Source organism: Streptomyces sp. NBC_01298 (assembly GCF_035978755.1).
GTDB lineage: Bacteria > Actinomycetota > Actinomycetes > Streptomycetales > Streptomycetaceae > Streptomyces.
The window spans coordinates 3488534-3507122 of the sequence record NZ_CP108414.1 but is presented as its reverse complement, the minus strand read 5'-3'; the positions used below and the strand labels follow the sequence as shown (position 1 = coordinate 3507122).

Annotated in this window: 18 protein-coding genes; 10 read left to right on the top strand and 8 right to left on the bottom strand. The window is 71.3% G+C overall.

Features of this window, described 5'->3' with window-relative positions; all coding sequences use genetic code 11:
* The first annotated feature begins 76 nt into the window (after positions 1-76).
* Entirely contained in the window at positions 77-472 is a 396-nt protein-coding gene (locus tag OG730_RS15610) for a hypothetical protein (RefSeq protein ID WP_327304815.1), read from the top strand.
* Between the two features lie 296 nt (positions 473-768).
* Here the strand turns inward: OG730_RS15610 and OG730_RS15605 are convergent, their stop codons facing one another.
* A complete protein-coding gene (locus OG730_RS15605) occupies positions 769-2439 on the bottom strand; it encodes a fumarate hydratase (RefSeq protein ID WP_327304814.1) in 1671 nt (556 codons plus the stop codon).
* A gap of 150 nt (positions 2440-2589) precedes the next feature.
* On the opposite strand from OG730_RS15605, the gene OG730_RS15600 reads away from it, so the two are divergent.
* The 3 genes from OG730_RS15600 (at position 2590) to OG730_RS15590 (ending at position 4462) form a co-directional block, all read left to right on the top strand.
* Positions 2590-3270, top strand: coding sequence for a DUF1707 SHOCT-like domain-containing protein (locus OG730_RS15600; RefSeq protein ID WP_327304813.1), 681 nt, complete (start codon positions 2590-2592; stop codon positions 3268-3270).
* A 69-nt stretch (positions 3271-3339) separates the two neighbouring features.
* A complete protein-coding gene (locus OG730_RS15595) occupies positions 3340-3939 on the top strand; it encodes a TIGR03086 family metal-binding protein (RefSeq protein WP_327304812.1) in 600 nt (199 codons plus the stop codon).
* Between the two features lie 148 nt (positions 3940-4087).
* Positions 4088-4462, top strand: a complete 375-nt coding sequence (locus OG730_RS15590) for a WhiB family transcriptional regulator (protein ID WP_374213444.1) — start codon at positions 4088-4090, stop codon at positions 4460-4462.
* Between the two features lie 95 nt (positions 4463-4557).
* On the opposite strand, the gene glpX is transcribed toward OG730_RS15590, so the two are convergent.
* Positions 4558-5589 (bottom strand): class II fructose-bisphosphatase, encoded by a 1032-nt coding sequence (glpX, locus tag OG730_RS15585; protein ID WP_327304811.1) that lies wholly within the window; start codon positions 5587-5589, stop codon positions 4558-4560.
* A gap of 211 nt (positions 5590-5800) precedes the next feature.
* Between glpX and OG730_RS15580 the strand changes: the two genes are divergently transcribed.
* Complete coding sequence (locus OG730_RS15580) at positions 5801-6319, top strand: DUF4245 domain-containing protein (RefSeq protein WP_327309279.1); 519 nt, start codon at positions 5801-5803, stop codon at positions 6317-6319.
* Between the two features lie 92 nt (positions 6320-6411).
* Here the strand turns inward: OG730_RS15580 and OG730_RS15575 are convergent, their stop codons facing one another.
* From OG730_RS15575 to OG730_RS15560, 4 genes are all read right to left on the bottom strand, one after another.
* Positions 6412-7002: a malonic semialdehyde reductase gene (locus tag OG730_RS15575; RefSeq protein ID WP_327304810.1), complete on the bottom strand. Its 591-nt coding sequence runs from the start codon at positions 7000-7002 to the stop codon at positions 6412-6414.
* A 99-nt stretch (positions 7003-7101) separates the two neighbouring features.
* On the bottom strand, positions 7102-7347 hold the full coding sequence (locus OG730_RS15570) for an exodeoxyribonuclease VII small subunit (RefSeq protein WP_327304809.1): 246 nt from the start codon (positions 7345-7347) through the stop codon (positions 7102-7104).
* Positions 7348-7437: 90 nt separating this feature from the next.
* Positions 7438-8661: an exodeoxyribonuclease VII large subunit gene (xseA, locus tag OG730_RS15565; RefSeq protein WP_327304808.1), complete on the bottom strand. Its 1224-nt coding sequence runs from the start codon at positions 8659-8661 to the stop codon at positions 7438-7440.
* Positions 8662-8670: 9 nt separating this feature from the next.
* Positions 8671-10119: an APC family permease gene (locus OG730_RS15560; RefSeq protein ID WP_327304807.1), complete on the bottom strand. Its 1449-nt coding sequence runs from the start codon at positions 10117-10119 to the stop codon at positions 8671-8673.
* Positions 10120-10206: 87 nt separating this feature from the next.
* On the opposite strand from OG730_RS15560, the gene OG730_RS15555 reads away from it, so the two are divergent.
* Both OG730_RS15555 and ppgK read left to right on the top strand, forming a co-directional pair.
* Positions 10207-11247, top strand: a complete 1041-nt coding sequence (locus OG730_RS15555) for a 4-hydroxy-3-methylbut-2-enyl diphosphate reductase (protein ID WP_327304806.1) — start codon at positions 10207-10209, stop codon at positions 11245-11247.
* Between the two features lie 49 nt (positions 11248-11296).
* A complete protein-coding gene (gene ppgK / locus OG730_RS15550; protein WP_327304805.1) occupies positions 11297-12049 on the top strand; it encodes a polyphosphate--glucose phosphotransferase in 753 nt (250 codons plus the stop codon).
* Between the two features lie 89 nt (positions 12050-12138).
* Here ppgK and OG730_RS15545 read toward each other — a convergent pair whose 3' ends face one another.
* Positions 12139-12666, bottom strand: coding sequence for a DUF6542 domain-containing protein (locus OG730_RS15545; RefSeq protein ID WP_442814931.1), 528 nt, complete (start codon positions 12664-12666; stop codon positions 12139-12141).
* Between the two features lie 134 nt (positions 12667-12800).
* Between OG730_RS15545 and ychF the strand changes: the two genes are divergently transcribed.
* Positions 12801-13889: a redox-regulated ATPase YchF gene (gene ychF, locus OG730_RS15540; RefSeq protein WP_327304804.1), complete on the top strand. Its 1089-nt coding sequence runs from the start codon at positions 12801-12803 to the stop codon at positions 13887-13889.
* A gap of 98 nt (positions 13890-13987) precedes the next feature.
* Here the strand turns inward: ychF and OG730_RS15535 are convergent, their stop codons facing one another.
* The gene (locus OG730_RS15535; protein ID WP_327304803.1) at positions 13988-14842 is read right to left on the bottom strand and encodes a hypothetical protein; all 855 of its coding nucleotides are present in this window, start codon (positions 14840-14842) and stop codon (positions 13988-13990) included.
* 135 nt (positions 14843-14977) lie between these two features.
* On the opposite strand from OG730_RS15535, the gene OG730_RS15530 reads away from it, so the two are divergent.
* Positions 14978-16207, top strand: a complete 1230-nt coding sequence (locus OG730_RS15530) for a CapA family protein (protein WP_327304802.1) — start codon at positions 14978-14980, stop codon at positions 16205-16207.
* A gap of 63 nt (positions 16208-16270) precedes the next feature.
* Positions 16271-18589 (top strand): HAMP domain-containing protein, encoded by a 2319-nt coding sequence (locus OG730_RS15525; protein WP_327304801.1) that lies wholly within the window; start codon positions 16271-16273, stop codon positions 18587-18589.

Below are 18589 nucleotides of genomic sequence, written 5' to 3'. Positions count from 1 at the left end.
GAACACCCAGACGCGGGCTCGTGTCCCCGACGTTAACCGCATGCGGTGCCCCTGCCGGGCAGGGCAGGGTGTCGCCATGCCGGAGCCGATGACGCCGACCTTGTACTGCGAGCCCTGCCCGCGCTGCGTCTTCCACGCGTGGCAGCTGATCGAACGGGGCCGGCTGCTGTGGAGGTCCGAGTGGGAGTGCGACACCTGCGGTTTCGGAGCCGCGGAGACGTGCCACCTCGACGGAGGGCGGGGCCTGCCCCCGGCGGAGGTCCGCGCGGCCGTGGTGGCGGCCGAGGGAACGGTCCTGCTGCCGCTGCGCGGCGCCCCCGCCCCGGCCCTGAAGGTCTTCCGCGATGAGCTCGGCCTGACGATGCGGGAACTCCTGGCCGCGATCCGCGACGGCTACCGCGCCACCCCGGTGGAGGCCCGCCACCTGACGGCCCTCCTCCAGGAGTCCGGCTTCACGGTCCATCCGGGATAGGCGGGACCTCGCGCCGGGCGGGGGGACGCGAGCAGTCGGCGCGGACGCGGCCTCGGCGGACCGGGTGCTACCGCGCCCCCGCCGCCCGACGTGCAGGCGGTGGCGGTCAGGACCGCGAGGACGGCCGCGACCGGCCAGGGGGCGGAACGAGTCATGATCACGCAGCCACCTTGTGCGGACCGGCGCGGGCGCGTCAAGGGTCGTTCCGTCAACTCGTACGCAGTTCTCCGAATTGACGGTGCGTCATACGTGCCCTGCCGGGGCGGGACGTCCGCCCGCCCCGGCAGGGGGAGGCGTTACGCCAGGCCCGGGCCGCGGACCGGGATGTGGGTGAAGGTGGGTTCCGGGGCCGGGTTCTGGAAGAAGTCGTTGCCCTTGTCGTCGACCACGATGAAGGCCGGGAAGTCCTCGACCTCGATCTTCCAGACGGCCTCCATGCCGAGCTCCTCGTACTCCAGGACCTCGACCTTCTTGATGCAGTCCTGCGCGAGGCGCGCCGCGGGGCCGCCGATGGAGCCGAGGTAGAAGCCGCCGTGCTTGCCGCAGGCGTCGGTGACCTGCTGGGAGCGGTTGCCCTTGGCCAGCATGACCTTGGAGCCGCCCGCCGCCTGGAACTGCTCGACGTAGGAGTCCATGCGGCCGGCCGTGGTCGGGCCGAAGGAGCCCGACGCGTAGCCCTCGGGCGTCTTCGCGGGGCCCGCGTAGTAGACCGGGTGGTCCTTCAGGTACTGCGGCATCTCCGCGCCCGAGTCGAGGAGTTCCTTGATCTTGGCGTGCGCGATGTCGCGCGCCACGACCAGCGGGCCGGTGAGGGAGAGGCGGGTCTTCACCGGGTGCCGGGTGAGCGTGGCGAGGATGTCGTCCATCGGCTGGTTCAGGTCGATGGAGACCACGTCCGCGGAGGCGTCGTCCAGGTGCTCGTCCGTCGTCTCCGGGAGGAAGCGTGCCGGGTCGCGCTCCAGCTGCTCCAGGAAGACGCCCTCGGGGGTGATCTTCGCGGTGGCCTGGCGGTCCGCGGAGCAGGAGACGGCGATCGCGATCGGGAGGGACGCGCCGTGGCGGGGGAGGCGGACGACGCGGACGTCGTGGCAGAAGTACTTGCCGCCGAACTGCGCGCCGATGCCGATCTTCTGGGTGAGTTCGAAGACCTGCTGCTCCAGGGCCTCGTCGCGGAAGCCGTGGCCCAGCGGAGAGCCCTCCGTGGGCAGCTCGTCCAGGTAGTGCGCGGAGGCGTACTTGGCGGTCTTCAGGGCGTGCTCCGCAGAGGTGCCGCCGACCACGATCGCCAGGTGGTACGGCGGGCAGGCCGCCGTACCGAGCGAGCGGATCTTCTCTTCCAGGAACTTCATCATGGAGGCCTCGTTGAGGACCGCCTTGGTCTCCTGGTAGAGGAAGGACTTGTTGGCGGAGCCGCCGCCCTTGGCCATGAAGAGGAACTTGTACGCGCCGCCGTCGGTCGCGTACAGCTCGATCTGCGCGGGCAGGTTCGAGCCGGTGTTCTTCTCCTCCCACATGGTGACCGGGGCCATCTGCGAGTAGCGCAGGTTCAGGCGGGTGTATGCGTCGTAGATGCCGCGGGACAGGGCCGCCTCGTCGGCGCCCTCCGTCAGGACGTTCTGACCGCGCTTGCCCATCACGATCGCCGTGCCCGTGTCCTGGCACATCGGCAGGACGCCGGCCGCCGCGATGTTGGCGTTCTTCAGGAGGTCGAGGGCGACGAACTTGTCGTTCGCGGAGGCCTCGGGGTCGTCGATGATGCGGCGCAGCTGCGCGAGGTGCGCGGGGCGCAGGAAGTGCTGGATGTCGTGGATGGCCTCTTCGGCGAGCTTGCGCAGCGCCTCCGGCTCGACCTTGAGGAACGTACGGCCGTCGGCCTCGAAGGTCGAGACGCCTTCGGCGGTCACCAGCCGGTACGGGGTGGAGTCCTCGCCCAGGGGCAGCAGGTCGGTGTACGCAAACTCTGGCATGACGGCAGTCATTCCCTCACTCGGCAGACGGCGCTGACGACCGTTTGGCAGCGCGGTATCCAGCGTAGGACCTCTTCCGGTGGCTTTTGTTGTGAGGTAAGGCTCACTGGCCAGTATCGCGATCTATCGTGTCTCGCTATGCTGGGGCCCGTGGACCTGGAAAAGCAGCCCTCATCCGCGCCGGCCCCCGCGCCGGCCCCCGCGCACGCCCCCGGGCTGCGCGCCTCCGACGCGGACCGGGACCGGATCGCGCAGATCCTCGCCGACGCCGTCGCCGAAGGGCGGCTGACCGCCGAGGAGCACTCCGAGCGGCTCGACTCGCTGTACGCGGTGAAGACGGTCGCGGAGCTGGACGTGCTCGTACGGGACCTGCCCGCGCCCGGCGCCGGCGGCCGGCAGGAGCCCGCGTACGCGGGGGTGCCGGCGGGCGCGCCCGTCGAGACGGTCGTCGCCGTGTGCAGCAGCTCCTCCCGCAAGGGCCGCTGGCGGCCGGGCGCGCACACCCGCGCGGTCTCCGTCATGGGCGACATCAGCATCGACCTGACCCAGGCGGTCTTCGAGCAGCAGGTCACCGAGATCAGCGTGACCAGCATCCTCGGCAACGTCGAGATCCTGGTCCCGGAGAACGTCACGCTGCGCGGCTACGGCAGCGGGGTCCTCGGCAACTTCGAGGTGCGGGGCGAGGGCCGCGGCGAGACCGACCCGCAGGCCCCGGTCGTGATCGTCCGCGGCTTCGCGCTGCTGGGCAACATCGAGGCCCGCCCCAAGCTCGGCGCCCGCCTGGTGGACCTGGCGAACCGGCTCCGCAAGGGCTGGGAGGGCACCCGGTGAGCCCGACACGCCGGCAACTGCCTCTGAAATGAGCCTCTTTGGCCGGTAGGTGATCGTAGGGTCGCGCTCATGACCGCATCCAAGTGGGACCTGCTCGACCAGGCGTACGGGGCGCTGCGCTCCGTCGCGGCCGCCGTACCGGCCGATGCCCTCGGCGCACCGACGCCCTGCGACCAGTGGAATGTCGGCCAAGTGCTCCAGCACGCGGCCGGCGACCAACTCGCCTACGCGGGCCGCGTCACCGGCGGGCCGGGACCGGACGAGGACCCCTTCGCGCCCACCGGCGCCCTGACGGGCAGTCCCGCGGAGCTGCTGGAACCCGCCCTCGCCGCCGCCGCGGAGGCCTTCGCCGGGGTGCTGCCGGGCACCGCCGAGGTGGCCGTGCCGCTGCCCCCGTTCACCCTCCCCGCCGAGACCGCGGTCGCGGCGGCCGCCCTCGACGCAGCCGTCCACGCCTGGGACCTCGCGGTCGCCACCGGCCAGGCCTCCCCGCTGACCCCCGCCCTCGCGGCGGCCCTGAGCCCGGCCGCCCGGGCGCTCGCCGAGCCGCTGCGCGGGTTCGCGTACGCCCCGGCGCTCCTCCCCGCGCCCGATCCGGACACCGATCCGGCCGGTGCGCTGCTCGCCTTCCTGGGCCGGCGGCCCGACTGGACGCCGTCCGCCGCATGACATCCGGGTGACGGGAGCGGGGCCGGGCGGGATCACCTTTCGGTCGAACCGGCCGGATCGGCGGCACACGGTGCATAGGGGCGCGCACAGCGGGTAGGGACAGGTGCGTCGCCTCTCTCGCTCGCGTATACGTCGTCAGGAGTAGACCGTGCCGCATCCGCCGCGCCAGTCCCTGCAGGTAGCCGCCGTCCAGAGTCTTCAGGGGCGCCCGGCGGCGGTCGTTCCGAAGCCTCGGGTGCCGGCCAGGGAAGAGGACGGCCCCTGGCACGCGGACGCGGTGTGCCGGCGCGACGAGGCCGGGCTGTTCTTCGCCCCCTCCAAGGAGCCGACCGCCGCCCGGCTGTCCCGTGAGGACGCCGCCAAGCGGGTCTGCGCCCGCTGCCCCGTCATGGTCGCCTGCCGGGAGCACGCGCTGATCCAGCCCGAGCCCTACGGAGTCTGGGGCGGGCTGACGGCCGCCGAGCGCCGGGTGGTGCTGGCCCGCCGGCGGCGCCGGGCGGGGGAGCTGCGCGAAGCCTCGTAGCGTGCCGTCCCGTCAGGGGACATGCGCAAGGGGCGCCCCCGCCGCACGCGGGAGCGCCCCTTCCGTATGCCCGGCGGAGCCGTGCGGCCGTCGTCCTACTTGGCGCGGTCGAAGTCGATCGCGCTGTACGCGCGGAGCTTCGAGAGGCGGTGCGTCGAGTCGATCTGCCGGATCGTGCCCGACTTCGAGCGCATGACCAGCGAGGAGGTCGTCGCGGTCTCCGAGCGGTAGTGGACGCCGCGCAGCAGCTCGCCGTCCGTGATGCCGGTGGCGACGAAGAACACGTTGTCGCCGGAGACCAGGTCGTCCGTGAACAGGACGCGGTCCAGGTCGTGGCCGGCGTCGATCGCCTTCTGGCGCTCGGCATCGTCCTTGGGCCACAGCTTGCCCTGGATGGTGCCGCCCATGCACTTGATCGCGCAGGCCGAGATGATGCCCTCGGGGGTGCCGCCGATGCCGAGCAGCAGGTCGATGCCGCTGTCCTCGGTGACCGCCAGGACCGAGCCGGCGACGTCGCCGTCGGAGATGAACTTGATGCGCGCGCCGGTCTCGCGGATCTCCTTGACGATGCCCTCGTGACGGGGACGGTCGAGGATGATCACCGTGACGTCCTCCACGGCCATGTTCTTGGCCTTGGCGACGCGGCGGATGTTGACGGAGACCGGGGCGTTGATGTCGACAAAGTCGGCGGCCTCGGGACCGGTGACCAGCTTCTCCATGTAGAACACCGCGGACGGGTCGAACATGGTGCCGCGGTCGGCGGCGGCCAGGACGGCGATCGCGTTCGGCATGCCCTTGGCGTTCAGGGTGGTGCCGTCGATGGGGTCCACGGCGATGTCCACCTCGGCACCGGTGCCGTCGCCGACCCGCTCGCCGTTGAAGAGCATCGGGGCTTCGTCCTTCTCGCCCTCGCCGATGACGACGACGCCGTTCATCGAGACGGTGGAGATCAGGGTCCGCATCGCGTTGACGGCAGCGCCGTCGGCGCCGAGCTTGTCACCGCGTCCGACCCAGCGGCCCGCGGCCATGGCGGCGGCCTCGGTGACCCGTACGAGTTCCAGGGCCAGGTTGCGGTCGGGTGCCTCCGGAGAGACTTCGAGCTGGGGCGGCAGGTTGTGCTCGGTCATCGGAGCGCACCTTTCTGTACGGCGACGGCCGGGAGTGAGGGTCCCTGGACTCTATCGGTACGTCGACATATTGAGCAGACCGGGTCACGTATGAGCGCCATATCGGTCAGCGGATTGTCCTGAGCGGACATCTTGCGCCGCGCGCGGCGTGCCTTGCGGACCCCGGCGGCGATCGCCCGGAGCCATGCGGGACCATGGGGGTGTGGCAGGTATGAAGGGCAAGCAGACGGTCGTGGACATGGTCCGGTCGCTGGCGGTGATCGGCCTCGTGGTCGGAGGGATCTATTTGGTCATCCCACATGACGAGAAGGCCGACCCGACGAAGGTGGTCGACTACCGCGTCGAGAGCCTCACGGCCCGGCGCGCGGCTCCGTACCCCGTGGCGGTGCCCGTCGGGCTGCCGCCGGAGTGGCGGGCGACCTCGGTGAGCTACACGCGCAAGGACGCCGCCGCCTGGCACCTGGGCTTCCTGGACCCGGCGCAGCAGTACGTGGCGGTGGAGCAGTCCGCGGACGCCACGGACAAGTACATCGCGAAGGTCACCCGCAAGGCCGAGGCCACCGGGGAGACCCAGCAGGTCGGCGACCGGGTCTGGGAGCGCTGGGACGGCGAGAAGTACGACGCCCTCGTCCGGCACGAGCAGGGCTACGTCACGGTGGTGACCGGGACGGCCTCCTTCGAGCAGCTCGGCGCGATGGCCGCGGCGCTGGAGTTCAAGCAGGGTTCGTAGGGCTTCCGAGCACGGCAGGACACGGATGAGGCCGCGCTCCCCGGAATCCCGGGGAGCGCGGCCTCATCCGTGTCCTGCCTGCGGGGCTGGGCTCAGACGGTCTTGATGACCTGGTCGAACTCCAGGCGCGGGGAGCGCGGGAACCAGGCGTCCTCGCCCGGCTTGCCGATGTTGACGACCATCAGCGGGGTGTGGTCGCCGTCCAGGAACTCCTTCTGGAGGCCGGCGAAGTCCAGGCCGGTCATCGGGCCGGCGGCCAGGCCGGCGGCGCGGACGCCGATGATGAAGTACGCGGCCTGCAGCGAGGCGTTGACCAGCGCGGACTGCTCGCGGACCGGGCGCTCGGAGAAGAAGGCGTCCTTGGCCTGCGGGAAGTGGGGGAGCAGCTGCGGGAGCTCCTCGTGGAACTCGTTGTCCGCGGACAGGATCGCGACCAGCGGGGCGGTGGCGGTCTTGGCCTGGTTGCCCTGGGCCATGTGCTTCACGAGGCGCTCGCGGGCCTCGGGGGAGCGGACCAGGGTGATGCGCAGCGGCGTCTGGTTGAAGGCGGTCGGGCCGAACTTCACCAGGTCGTAGATCGCCTGGACCTGCTCCTCGGTCACCGGCTCGTCGGAGAACGTGTTGGCGGTGCGGGCCTCACGGAAGAGGAGGTCCTGAGCGGCGGCGTCGAGAACGAGAGACATCGGAAAGCCTTCTTCTGTGCGGGCTGCTGAAGCGATGTCCGAAAGACTACGGCGGAGATAGGTGAAATTTCAACTAAATCTGCCCGCGGGTGAGGGGGATCACTCCGGTCCGGACCCGCCGGACCCGCCGGCGCCCTCCGCCGCCTCGCGCGCCGCCAGCGCCGAGTCCAGCCGGGCGCGGGCCCCCTCCAGCCAGTGGCGGCACACCTTCGCGAGTTCCTCGCCGCGCTCCCAGAGCGCGAGGGAGTCCTCCAGCGAGGTCCCGCCCGCCTCCAGCTTGCGGACGACCTCGATCAGCTCGTCCCGGGCCTGCTCGTACCCCAGCGCCGTATCGGTTTCGGCCATTCCCGCTCCCACCTTAACTGTGTAGTACAACGAAATGTGTTGCGGCAGAGTGAAGCGTTCCGCCGGTCCTGCCCGCGGCCGCGGCACCGCCTACGAGGGCTCCTCGGCGGCGGTGACCCGCACCGGGAACTCCCCCTCCGCCACCCGCGCCCGCAGCACGTCGCCCTCCATCACGTCCCCGGGCGAGCGCACCACGTGCCCGTCGGCCCGCTGGAGCACCGCGTACCCGCGCTCCAGGGTGGCCGCCGGGGACAGCGCCACCACCCGGGCGAGGGTGTGCGCCAGCTCCGAATCGGCCCGGTCCAGCAGGTGCCCCAGGGTCCGGCGGCCGCGCGCCAGCAGCGCGTCCACCTCCGCCTCCCGGGTCTCCACCATCCGCTGGGGATGGACGAAGACCGGCCGCGCGAGCGCGTGGGCGAGCCCCCGCTCCTCCCGGTCGAGCAGCCCGCGCACGGCGCGCAGCCCCCGGCCCTGCAACTGGCTCACCCGCTCCAGCTCCTCGCCGACGTCCGGGACCACCTTCTTCGCCGCGTCCGTGGGCGTGGAGGCCCGCAGGTCCGCGACCAGGTCCAGCAGCGGGGAGTCCGGCTCGTGCCCGATCGCCGAGACCACGGGCGTACGGGCCGCCGCGACGGTCCGTACGACCTCCTCGTCGGAGAAGGGCAGCAGGTCCTCCACGCTGCCGCCGCCGCGGGCCACGATGATCACGTCGACCTCGGGCATGGCGTCCAGCTCCTTGACCGCCTGGATCACCTGGGGCACCGCGTGCACCCCCTGGACGGCGACGTTGCGGACCTCGAAGCGGACCGCCGGCCACCTGCGCCGCGCGTTCTCCAGCACATCGCGCTCGGCCGCCGAGGCCCGCCCCACCACCAGCCCGATCAGCTGCGGCAGGAACGGCAGCGGCTTCTTGCGGTCCAGCGCGAAGAGCCCCTCGGAGGCCAGCGAGCGCTTGAGCCGCTCCAGCCGGGCCAGGAGCTCGCCGATGCCGACGGGCCGTATCTCGGTGGCCCGCAGGGACAGCTGCCCGCGCGGGGCGTACCACTCGGGCTTGGCGAGCACGACGACGCGCGCGCCCTCCGTCACCGAGTCCGCGACCTCGTCGAAGACCTGCCGGAAGCAGGTCACGCTCAGGGAGATGTCGTGCGAGGGATCGCGCAGCGTCAGGAAGACCACCCCCGCTCCCGGCCGCCGCGAGAGCTGCGTGATCTGCCCTTCCACCCACACCTGGCCGAGCTTGTCGATCCAGCCCCCGATGAGCCGGGACACCTGACCGACCGGCAGCGGCGCGTCAGCCGACGAATTCAGACCCATGCACGCAGGCTAACCGCCAGAACTGACACCGGCGTCGGGCAGGGACCCCTCGTCCCGCCCGCGTCGCCCGCGCTGGGCCACCAGGATGCACAGGCCCACCAGCAGCCACACTGCCCCCACCAGTTGCGCCGTCCACGAGGCCTCGACGATCACGGTGATGGTCACGGCGGCGCCGAGGACCGGGATCACCAGGTGCTTGAACCAGTTCGGGGCCCCCTCGCGGCGCTTGACCACGAACCAGCCGACCACCGAGGCGTGCAGCAGTGTGAACGCCACGAGCGCCCCGATGTCGACCACCGACACCAGGTGGTCCAGCCCGTCGTCGCGCCGGGCCGCCCACACGGCCGCGATCAGCGTGACCGTCGCCGCCACCAGCAGGGCCGGGCGCGGGGTCCCGTGGGAGGTGCGGGAGAGGGCGCGGGGCAGCCGCCCCTCGCGGGCCATCGCGAAGAGCAGCCGGCCCGCCGCGGCCTGCCCGGCCAGCGCGGCGAAGGCGGCCCCGATGGCCTTGCTGACGGCGACCAGGTCGTGCAGCCACATGCCTACGGAGGCCTCGACGGTCGTGTAGAAGGCCGAGCCCTGCTTCCCGGGCTCCGCGGCCAGCTCCGCCGCCGTCAGGGGGCTGAGGAGGGCCGCCAGGTAGGTCTGGGCGATGAAGAGCACCCCGGTCAGCGCCAGGCAGAACAGCACCGCCCGGGCCACCTTCGCGCTGCCCCCCGTCACCTCCTCGGCGAAGGAGGCGATGGCGTCGAAGCCCAGGTAGGACAGGACCGCGACCGACACCGCGCCGAGCACGGCGGCCATGGAGAAGCCGCCGAGCGAGCCGTCGCCCGTGAAGGGGGAGAGCCAGTCGCGGTGCTCCGCGCCCTGGATCAGCACGGTCACCGCCGAGACCAGGAACACCAGCAGGACCGCGATCTCCATGGCCAGCACGGCGAAGCCCACGCGCGCGGCGGCCCGTACGCCCCACAGGTTCAGCAGGGTGGTCACGACCACCGCCAGGGCCGTCCACACCCACCGGGACACCTCCGGGACCAGGGCGTTCATGGCGATCCCGGAGAACAGGTACGCGACCGCCGGGATCAGCAGGTAGTCGAGCATCGCCATCCAGCCGGCGATCAGCCCGGGACCCTCGCCGAGGCCCTTGCGGGCGTACGTGAAGACGGAGCCGGCCTGCGGGGCCACGCGCACCATCTGCGCGTAGGAGAAGGCGGTGAAGGCCATCGCGATGGTCGCGACGAGGTAGACGAGGGCGACGGCCCCGTGCGACTTGGCGTCGAGGGTGCCGAAGACCCCGACCGGGGCCATGGGGGCGATGAAGAGCAGCCCGTAGACCACCAGGTCCCGGAATCCGAGACTGCGGTTGAGCGAGGTGCCGGGCGCGGCGGACGGGCCGCCGGGCGGACCGGCCGGACCGGACGCGCCGGGCGGCCTACTGGGATCCGTCGCGGACGCCATCTTTCCTCCGGGAGTAAGGCAGGTGCGGATGTTCGACCCAGTTTGTGCCGAACGGGCGATCCCCGGCCTGCTGGACACCCCCGTACGATGGAGCCCATGACTGCTGACGCCCCCGCTCCCGCATCCCGCCGCGTTCTCCTCGCCGCCCCGCGCGGCTACTGCGCGGGCGTGGACCGAGCCGTGATCGCCGTCGAGAAGGCCCTCGAACAGTACGGCGCACCGGTCTACGTGCGGCACGAGATCGTGCACAACAAGTACGTCGTGAAGACCCTGGAGAACAAGGGCGCGATCTTCGTCGAGCGGACGGAGGAGGTCCCCGAGGGCTCCATCGTGATGTTCTCCGCGCACGGCGTGGCCCCGGTGGTGCACGAGGAGGCGGCCCGCGGCAAGCTCGCGACGATCGACGCCACCTGCCCCCTGGTCACCAAGGTGCACAAGGAAGCGATCCGCTACGCGAACGAGGACTTCGACATCCTCCTCATCGGCCACGAGGGCCACGAGGAGGTCATCGGCACCTCCGGCGAGGCCCCGGACCACATCACCATCGTGGACGGCCCGCACGACGTGGAGAAGGTCACCGTCCGCGACGAGTCGAAGGTCGTCTGGCTGTCGCAGACCACCCTCTCCGTCGACGAGACGATGGAGACGGTCGACGCCCTGAAGACCAGGTTCCCGCTGCTCGTCTCGCCGCCCAGCGACGACATCTGCTACGCCACCTCCAACCGCCAGGAGGCGGTCAAGGTGATGGGCAAGGACTGCGACCTGGTCATCGTCGTCGGCTCCAAGAACTCCTCGAACTCCATCCGCCTGGTCGAGGTCGCCCTCGACGCCGGCGCGAAGGCCTCGTACCTCGTGGACTTCGCGAGCGAGATCGACGAGGCCTGGCTCGAAGGCGTCACCACCGTCGGTCTGACCTCGGGCGCCTCGGTGCCGGAGGTGCTGGTGGACGAGGTGCTGGAATGGCTGGCCGCGCGCGGGTACGGGGACGTGGAGATCGTCAAGACGGCCGAGGAGTCCATCGTGTTCTCCCTGCCCAAGGAGCTGCGCCGCGACCTGCGCGCGGAGGCGGCGGAGCTCGTGGCGGCGCCGGGCGCGGGGTCGGGCGCGGGGTCGGGCGTAGAGAAGTAGGCCTCTCCCCGGCAGGGCGCTCCGGCAGGTCTTTTCGTACGGTGAGTCCATGGAGATCTTCGGCGTGGACATCGGCGGTTCCGGGATCAAGGGCGCTCCCGTGGACCTGAACCGTGGCGACCTGGCGCAGGAGCGCCACAAGGTACTGACACCGCAGCCGGCCACCCCCGACGGGGTGGCCGGCTGCGTCGTCGAGGTGGTGCGCCACTTCGACTGGGACGGCCCGGTGGGGGTGACCTTCCCCGGGGTGGTCACGGGCGGGGTGACCCGGTCGGCGGCCAACATGGACAAGGCCTGGGTCGGCGTGGACACGGCGGCGCTGCTCTCCTCGAAGCTCGACGGCCGTCCGGTGACGGTCCTGAACGACGCGGACGCGGCCGGGGTCGCGGAAATGGCCTACGGGGCGGGGCGCGGGGTCGACGGCACCGTCATCCTGCTCACGCTGGGCACCGGGATCGGCAGCGCGCTGTTCACGGACGGGCACCTGGTGCCCAACACCGAGCTGGGGCACCTGGAGCTGAAGGGCCACGACGCGGAGACGCGGGCCTCGGTGAAGGCGAAGGAAGACGGGGACCTGACCTGGGAGCGCTGGGCGCACCGGGTCGGGAAGTACCTGGCGCACGTGGAGATGCTGTTCTCCCCGGACCTGTTCATCATCGGCGGGGGCGTGAGCCGCAAGCCGGAGAAGTTCCTGCCGCTGATCGAGGGCGTCCGGGCGCGGATCGTGCCGGCGGAGCTGCAGAACAACGCGGGCATCGTGGGCGCGGCGATGGCGGCGCGGACGGCTTCCGGGGCCGGGTAGCGGGAGGGTCCGGGTAGCGGGAGGGGCCGGTCTGCCGACGGGGCGGCGGGGCCGGCCGGGCGGACCCGGGCGCGGGGCGGCGGGGCTCGCTAGGCGGCGCGGCGGGGCATGCGGCGCCGGCCGATGAGCACGGCCTTGCGGACGAGTGCGATCAGCGCCGCGACGAGCGTCCCCGCGTACAGCCAGCCCGCGTGCAGGGACAGCGCGGACACCAGACCCATCACCTCGCCGGCGAAGCCGCCGGAGCCGCCCGACACGGGCCACACTCCGGCGGCGAAGGCGATCGGCGCGGTGATGGGCGCGGTGATCAGGTCCGCGGGCCGCACCCACAGGGCGGTGGCGGCCGCCACGGGCAGGAAGAGCAGGCCGTAGACGAACAGCGAGGCGTCGAACAGCAGCCAGTCGAGGCCGCCGATCAGGAACATCGCGGCGCAGGCGAAGAGCCCGCCGCCGATCCCGGTCAGCCGGGGCCGCGGCAGCCGGCGTACCCGTACCGGCGCCTGCCCGGCGGCGGGTCCGGGGGCCGAGGAGGCCCGCTGCGCGGGGGTCGGGGCGGCCCGCTGGGCCGGGGCCCGCTCCGCCGGGTGACGTACCGTACGCGCCTTGTATCGCTCCACCCCCCAAAACTAGGCGGGGAGGCGGCCGATCGCGTGCCCGGACACGCGTACATCGGGGCCCCCTCATCGGAAAGTAAACTGCTCCTTGGCCCACTCCGGGCCGCCGCCCCCTCCAGCTACGGGAAGTCGCCAACGTGTCGCTCACGATCGGAATCGTCGGCCTGCCGAATGTCGGCAAGTCGACCCTGTTCAACGCCCTGACCAAGAACGACGTGCTGGCGGCCAACTACCCGTTCGCCACGATCGAGCCGAACGTCGGCGTCGTCGGCGTTCCGGACGTCCGCCTCGGCGTTCTGGCCGGCATCTTCGGTTCCGCCAAGCTCCTCCCGGCCACCGTCGACTTCGTCGACATCGCCGGCATCGTGCGCGGTGCGTCGGAGGGTGAGGGCCTCGGCAACAAGTTCCTCGCGAACATCCGCGAGTCGGACGCGATCTGCCAGGTCATCCGCGCCTTCAAGGACGAGAACGTCGTCCACGTCGACGGCAAGGTCTCGCCGAAGGACGACATCGAGACCATCAACACCGAGCTGATCCTCGCGGACCTCCAGTCCATCGAGAAGGCGGTGCCGCGCCTGACGAAGGAGTCCCGCCTCCAGAAGGAGAAGGTCGCGGTCCTCGCGGCCGTCGAGAAGGCCGTGAAGATCCTCGAAGCGGGCGACACCCTCTTCTCGCACGGGATCACGAAGGGCACGGAGCAGGGCGACCTCCTCCACGAGCTGCACCTCCTCACGGTCAAGCCGTTCCTCTACGTCTTCAACGTCGACGAGGACGAGCTGACGGACGACGCCTTCAAGGCGGAGCAGAGCGCGCTGGTCGCCCCGGCCGAGGCGATCTTCCTGAACGCCAAGCTGGAGGCCGAGCTCATCGAGCTCGAGGACGACGAGGCACTGGAGCTCCTCCAGTCGGTCGGCCAGGAAGAGCCCGGCATGGCCACCCTCGGCCGCGTCGGCTTCGCCACCCTGGGCCTGCAGACCTACCTGACGGCCGGCCCGAAGGAAACCCGCGCCTGGACCATCAAGAAGGGCGCCACCGCCCCCGAGGCCGCCGGCGTGATCCACACGGACTTCCAGCGCGGCTTCATCAAGGCGGAGATCATCTCCTTCGAGGACCTCGTCGCCTGCGGCTCGGTCGCCGAGGCCCGCTCCAAGGGCAAGGCCCGCATGGAGGGCAAGGACTACATCATGCAGGACGGCGACGTCGTGGAGTTCCGCTTCAACGTCTGATCCGTCTGGCGAAAGGCCGCCCGACCTGCTGCGGAGCAGGCTGGGCGGCCTTTGCCGTCTGCGCGCCTCTCAGCCCGCCGGCTGGTACCCGTGTCCCGTCAGGACCGGGACCAGCGCTTGGTGAGGACGGTGATCGCCTTGGCGACATCGTCGACCCGGTCGTTGTCGGTCCTTATCGCCCGAGCGAGTTCAATATGGAGGAAACGGAGCTTTTCCTCGGCCGCCACCTGGCCCTGCTCGTTCGAGGTGCCGGACAGTTTGCATTTACGGACGAAGGCCCGGCAGACCTCCAGGCCCTCACCGCTCAGCGCCGTCGACAGGGTCCTGGCTTCGGCCATCGCGCGGTCCCCGGCCCCCGTCGACACCACGGCGTCGAATTCGGGGAAGGACTCGTTGGCGAACCCGTGCAGCTGCACCCCCGGCAGGCGGCGCTTCATCAGCTCCTCGATGACCTGGTGGAACACCGAATCCGTGCGGTGCGCCACATCCGCGGAGTCCCCCTCGCCGGCCGTCCGGTGGGCGCCGGCCACCACCATCACCCCGCCGGGAGACCCGCGCAGCACCCGGGCGCCGAGCCGCTCGGTCTCCTGGTCGGCGATCGGGTGCGGGACCTGCACGCTCCAGCTCGGCTTGGCGTCCAGGTCCACGTAGACCCGCCCCCAACCCCGGCTCGCGGGGCCCGAACCGCCCGCCGCGTCGGCGACTTCGGCGAAGTGGCGGCCGCTCGCCGAGTCCGTGAACGACTGCACGGTGAAGTCGACCTCGGCCAGCCGTCTGTGCGCCCCCTCCTGGTCGCCGTCCAGCAGCAGGGCGACACCCTGGGTGAGCGTCCGGCGCTCGTCCGAGGTGGGGATCCGGTACCCCCCTCGCTCGCCGAATGACTGGGTGAATCCCGTAATCCGCTTTTCCAGATCGACCTCGGGTCCCGCCGAGGGGCGGGAATTCACCTGCATTTCGGCTGATGGTTGCCCAGATGACAGCGTGAAATACGCCACAATCGCGGCCACGACTGCCATCGCGCAGAGAGTTGCCTTAATCGTTATACGTTTCGGGAGGATCGGAGTCATGATCGGATAAAGATAGACCGAGTGAAGATATCCGCCTCTCTCGTCACGCTCCGCACCGGAGCGCTCACCCTGCTCCTCTCCACCGCCCTAGCCGGTTGTGGACTTCTCGGAGGCGGGGGATCCGGTGGTGACGCCACAGGTCGACTGGCGGTGGGAGCCAAGGGCCGTTCGTTCACCGTGGCCGCGGCCGGTGACGTACTGATCCACCCCGAGCTGACCGCCCAGGCCGAGCAGGACGGCAAGGCCGGGGGCAAGGGCGGCATGGACTTCGGCCCGATGATGGCCTCGGTGAAGCCGGTCATCAGCAAGGCCGACCTGGCGATCTGCCACATGGAGCCGGTGCTGGGCAAGCCGCAGGGGCCGTTCCAGAGCTTCCCCGACTTCATCGCGCCGCCGCAGGTCACCACGACCCTCAAGGACATCGGGTACGACACCTGCTCGACCGCGTCGAACCACGCGCTCGACCACGGCGCGGGCGGCGTCAAGAACACCCTCGACGCCCTGGACAAGGCGGGCCTCAAGCACACCGGCTCCGCCCGCAACGCGAAAGAGGGCGCCACGCCGCTGATCATGGACGTCAAGGGCGTCAAGGTCGCGCAGATCTCCTTCGCCGGCGGGTTCAACGGCCGAGAGGTTCCCGCGGACAAGCCCTGGCTGGCGAACAAGACCTCGATCGACGCCATCTCGGCCGCCGAGAAGGCCGCCCGGGCCGCCGGCGCCGAGGTGGTCATCCTCAGCATCCACTGGGGCACGGAACACCAGCCCGCCCCGAACGCCGTCCAGCTGAGCCTCGCCAAGAAGATCTCCGAGAGGACCGGGATCAACCTGGTCATCGGCCACCACGCCCACGTCGTGCAGCCCATGGAGAAGGTCGGCGACATCTGGGTCGCGTACGGACTCGGCAACCAGCTGGCCCGGCACGAGGTGCCCAGCGGACTGTCCGAGGAGGGTGTCATCGGCTGGTTCGAGTTCGCCGAGAAGAACGGCCGGTGGAACGTCCAGGCCCGGTACGTCCCCACCTTCGTGGAGCTCCCGCCGGAGGCGGAGGTCACCGACCCCGCGGTCAAGGTGCCCGACACCGGACAGGTCAAGGACCACCGGCTGATCGAGCTCACCACGGCGCTGAAGAACGGCGGCGCGGTGTCGCCCGAACGGCGCGCCCGCTACGAACTCGCCTACGAGCGCACGCAGGGCACCCTGCTCAACCGGGGTGGCGGCAAGTACGGACTGGCGCCCCTGACGAACCGCTGACGATCCTCCCGGCGAACCACCGCACCCGCACCCGCACCCTTACCCACATTCTCAGGAGTCCCGTTGTCCGCGTCGCGCACGAAGCGGCGGCAGAAGGCCCGCCGTAGAGCGGACATGTCGCTGCTGGGCGGCATCCGGCCGCCCATCGCCGCGCTGTCCGCGCTGCTGCTCGCACTGTCCGCGCTCACCGCCTTCCACCTCGGCAAGGTGGCGAACGAGTCCGTCCCCGAGGCGGTCCGCACCTCCCAGCAGTACTTCGCGGAGGACGGCGCCATCGCGATGCGGGCCTCGCTGGACGAGTCGATCACCGACATCTCCCGCACCGCCACCCTCTTCAACGCGGGCAGCCCGGTCTCCGCCGACACGGTGCTCGACAAGCTCGGCAACGTCTACCAGAAGTGGCGCGGTACGGCCGTCATCGAGGTCAAGTCGGGACGGCTGGAGGCCCAGCGCGGAGAGAACGTCCCGCTGACCGCCATCGACCACGCCACGCTCTCCGGGGCCAACGGCCTCGTCCCGCGCATGGTGCGCCTGGAGAACGGCGAGACCCGCTTGCTCACCTTCGCCGTCCTGTCCTGGCCCGGTCAGCCCCAGAAACTGCTCGTCGCCTCCAGCAGCCTGCGGTTCCCCGGCGTCAGCCTCGGCAAGTTCCGGGCCATCGCGGTCACCGACTCCACCGGACAGATCCTCAGCAGTGACGGAATCGCCAACGACGAGCAGATCCAGTCCGAGGACGTCAAGGAAGACACCGAGCAGGCCCGCAAGCAGCTCAAGAAGTACGCCAAGATCGCCGCGCGGAAGACGAAGGTCAACCCGCTGACGACCAAGGAGCCCGGCGCCGGCGGCTTCCGCGGCGTCAGCGGCAGCCTCCTCGGCCCCTCCAACAGCGGTGAGCGGACCGTCGTCGGCTACGCGAGCCTGACCGGCCCCGAGGCCGGCAAGGGCACCGCCGCCACCGCCCTCGGTCTGACCGTCGTCTCCCTCGTCAGCGTCACCGAGGACCGCACCGCGGTCGTCGACCCCCTCTTCGGGATCATCGCCGCGGCCGTCCTGCTCATCATCGGCCTCCTCGCGGTCTCCCTCCTCATCGGCACCGTGCAGAAGCCGCTGCTCCAGCTCTTCCTGGAGAGCCGCCGGCTCAGCCGCGGCGACCTGAACCGTCCGGTCAACCGGCCCAAGTACGGCGAGGCCGCCCGCATCGGCACCGCCCTGGAACGGCTGCGCCGCCAGCTGCTCGGCGAGACCGCCGAGGCCCAGAAGGCCCATAACCCCGGCCGCGGCCGCGGCCGGATCGGCGCCCGCGCCCTGCTCGCCGCCTGCGGCGCGCTGCTGCTGCTGTGGTCCGCGCCCCTGGTGCTGCTGCTCAACCGAGCCGGTGACTCCGTCCCCGTACCGCAGACGCTCGTCCACGACCAGCGCGAACGCACCGACACCATGGCCGACCGGGTCCGCCGCGCCCTCAACGAGGGCCACGCGGACCTCACCTCCGTGGGCACGCTGATCGGCCCGGAGACCACCCCCGCCGAGATCGGCGGCATCCTGCAGCGCACCCTCACCCAGCACCAGCGCTACGAGTCCCTGTACGTGCTCCAGGCGGACGGCACCGTCACCGCCAAGGCCGGGGCCCCGCCCCGGCGCCCGAGCGGCAAGGCCCCCGCCGAGGGCGAAGAGCCCGTCGTGCTGCTCGAATCCGGCAACGCGCCGGTCATCGTCGAGTTCGCCCCGGCCCCCGGCCTCAAGGGCGCGTCCGTGGTCGGAGAGCTGCGCATCGACTTCCTCAACTCGCTGCTCAAGCGACCCGGCCTGGGCGAGATCCGGGTGATCGACGAGAAGCAGCGCGTGATCGGCGGCAACCACGGCTACCTGGCCTTCCAGCAGCTGCCGAACGAGAGCATCCGGGCACTGGCGGCCGGAGCCAACCAGAAGGTCGGCAAGGGCCCGCGCCCCAGCAGCGCCCTGCTGCGCGGCGGCAACGAAGACATCACCATCGCCGCCGCGGTCCCGATGGTGGGCGGCGGCGCCGCGAAGCCGCTGGCCTGGACCGTGGTCAGCTGGCAGCCGGCCAAGGGGCTCGCCATCCCCGAGTACAACCTGCAGAACCGCACGGTCCTCGCCGGCCTGCTCGGCCTCACGGCCGCCCTGGTCTGTCTCGGCTGGCTGTACATCGTGGTGATCCAGGCGCTGCGCGAACTGGCGCAGCGGGCCGAAGCCCTGGCGGACGGCGACCGCCGTACCGTCCTCTACCCGCGCCACCACGACGAGGTCGGCGCCGTCACCCGCAGCCTGGAAGTCATCAGGCAGCAGGTCCAGGAGCTGCGCAAGCGGGACGCGAGCGCCGCCGCAGGCCGGACCGTTCCGGCTGCCAAGGCCGGAAGGAACTGA

What these genes read in the sequence shown, in the direction of transcription:
- OG730_RS15605 (WP_327304814.1), bottom strand. Translation starts at nt 2,439, where the DNA reads ATGCCAGAGTTTGCGTACACCGACCTGCTGCCCCTGGGCGAGGACTCC.
- OG730_RS15560 (WP_327304807.1), bottom strand. Translation starts at nt 10,119, where the DNA reads ATGGCGTCCGCGACGGATCCCAGTAGGCCGCCCGGCGCGTCCGGTCCG.
- OG730_RS15595 (WP_327304812.1), top strand. Translation starts at nt 3,340, where the DNA reads ATGACCGCATCCAAGTGGGACCTGCTCGACCAGGCGTACGGGGCGCTG.
- OG730_RS15580 (WP_327309279.1), top strand. Translation starts at nt 5,801, where the DNA reads ATGAAGGGCAAGCAGACGGTCGTGGACATGGTCCGGTCGCTGGCGGTG.
- OG730_RS15575 (WP_327304810.1), bottom strand. Translation starts at nt 7,002, where the DNA reads ATGTCTCTCGTTCTCGACGCCGCCGCTCAGGACCTCCTCTTCCGTGAG.
- OG730_RS15535 (WP_327304803.1), bottom strand. Translation starts at nt 14,842, where the DNA reads ATGCAGGTGAATTCCCGCCCCTCGGCGGGACCCGAGGTCGATCTGGAA.
- OG730_RS15610 (WP_327304815.1), top strand. Translation starts at nt 77, where the DNA reads ATGCCGGAGCCGATGACGCCGACCTTGTACTGCGAGCCCTGCCCGCGC.
- ppgK (WP_327304805.1), top strand. Translation starts at nt 11,297, where the DNA reads ATGGAGATCTTCGGCGTGGACATCGGCGGTTCCGGGATCAAGGGCGCT.
- xseA (WP_327304808.1), bottom strand. Translation starts at nt 8,661, where the DNA reads ATGGGTCTGAATTCGTCGGCTGACGCGCCGCTGCCGGTCGGTCAGGTG.
- glpX (WP_327304811.1), bottom strand. Translation starts at nt 5,589, where the DNA reads ATGACCGAGCACAACCTGCCGCCCCAGCTCGAAGTCTCTCCGGAGGCA.
- OG730_RS15570 (WP_327304809.1), bottom strand. Translation starts at nt 7,347, where the DNA reads ATGGCCGAAACCGATACGGCGCTGGGGTACGAGCAGGCCCGGGACGAG.
- OG730_RS15555 (WP_327304806.1), top strand. Translation starts at nt 10,207, where the DNA reads ATGGAGCCCATGACTGCTGACGCCCCCGCTCCCGCATCCCGCCGCGTT.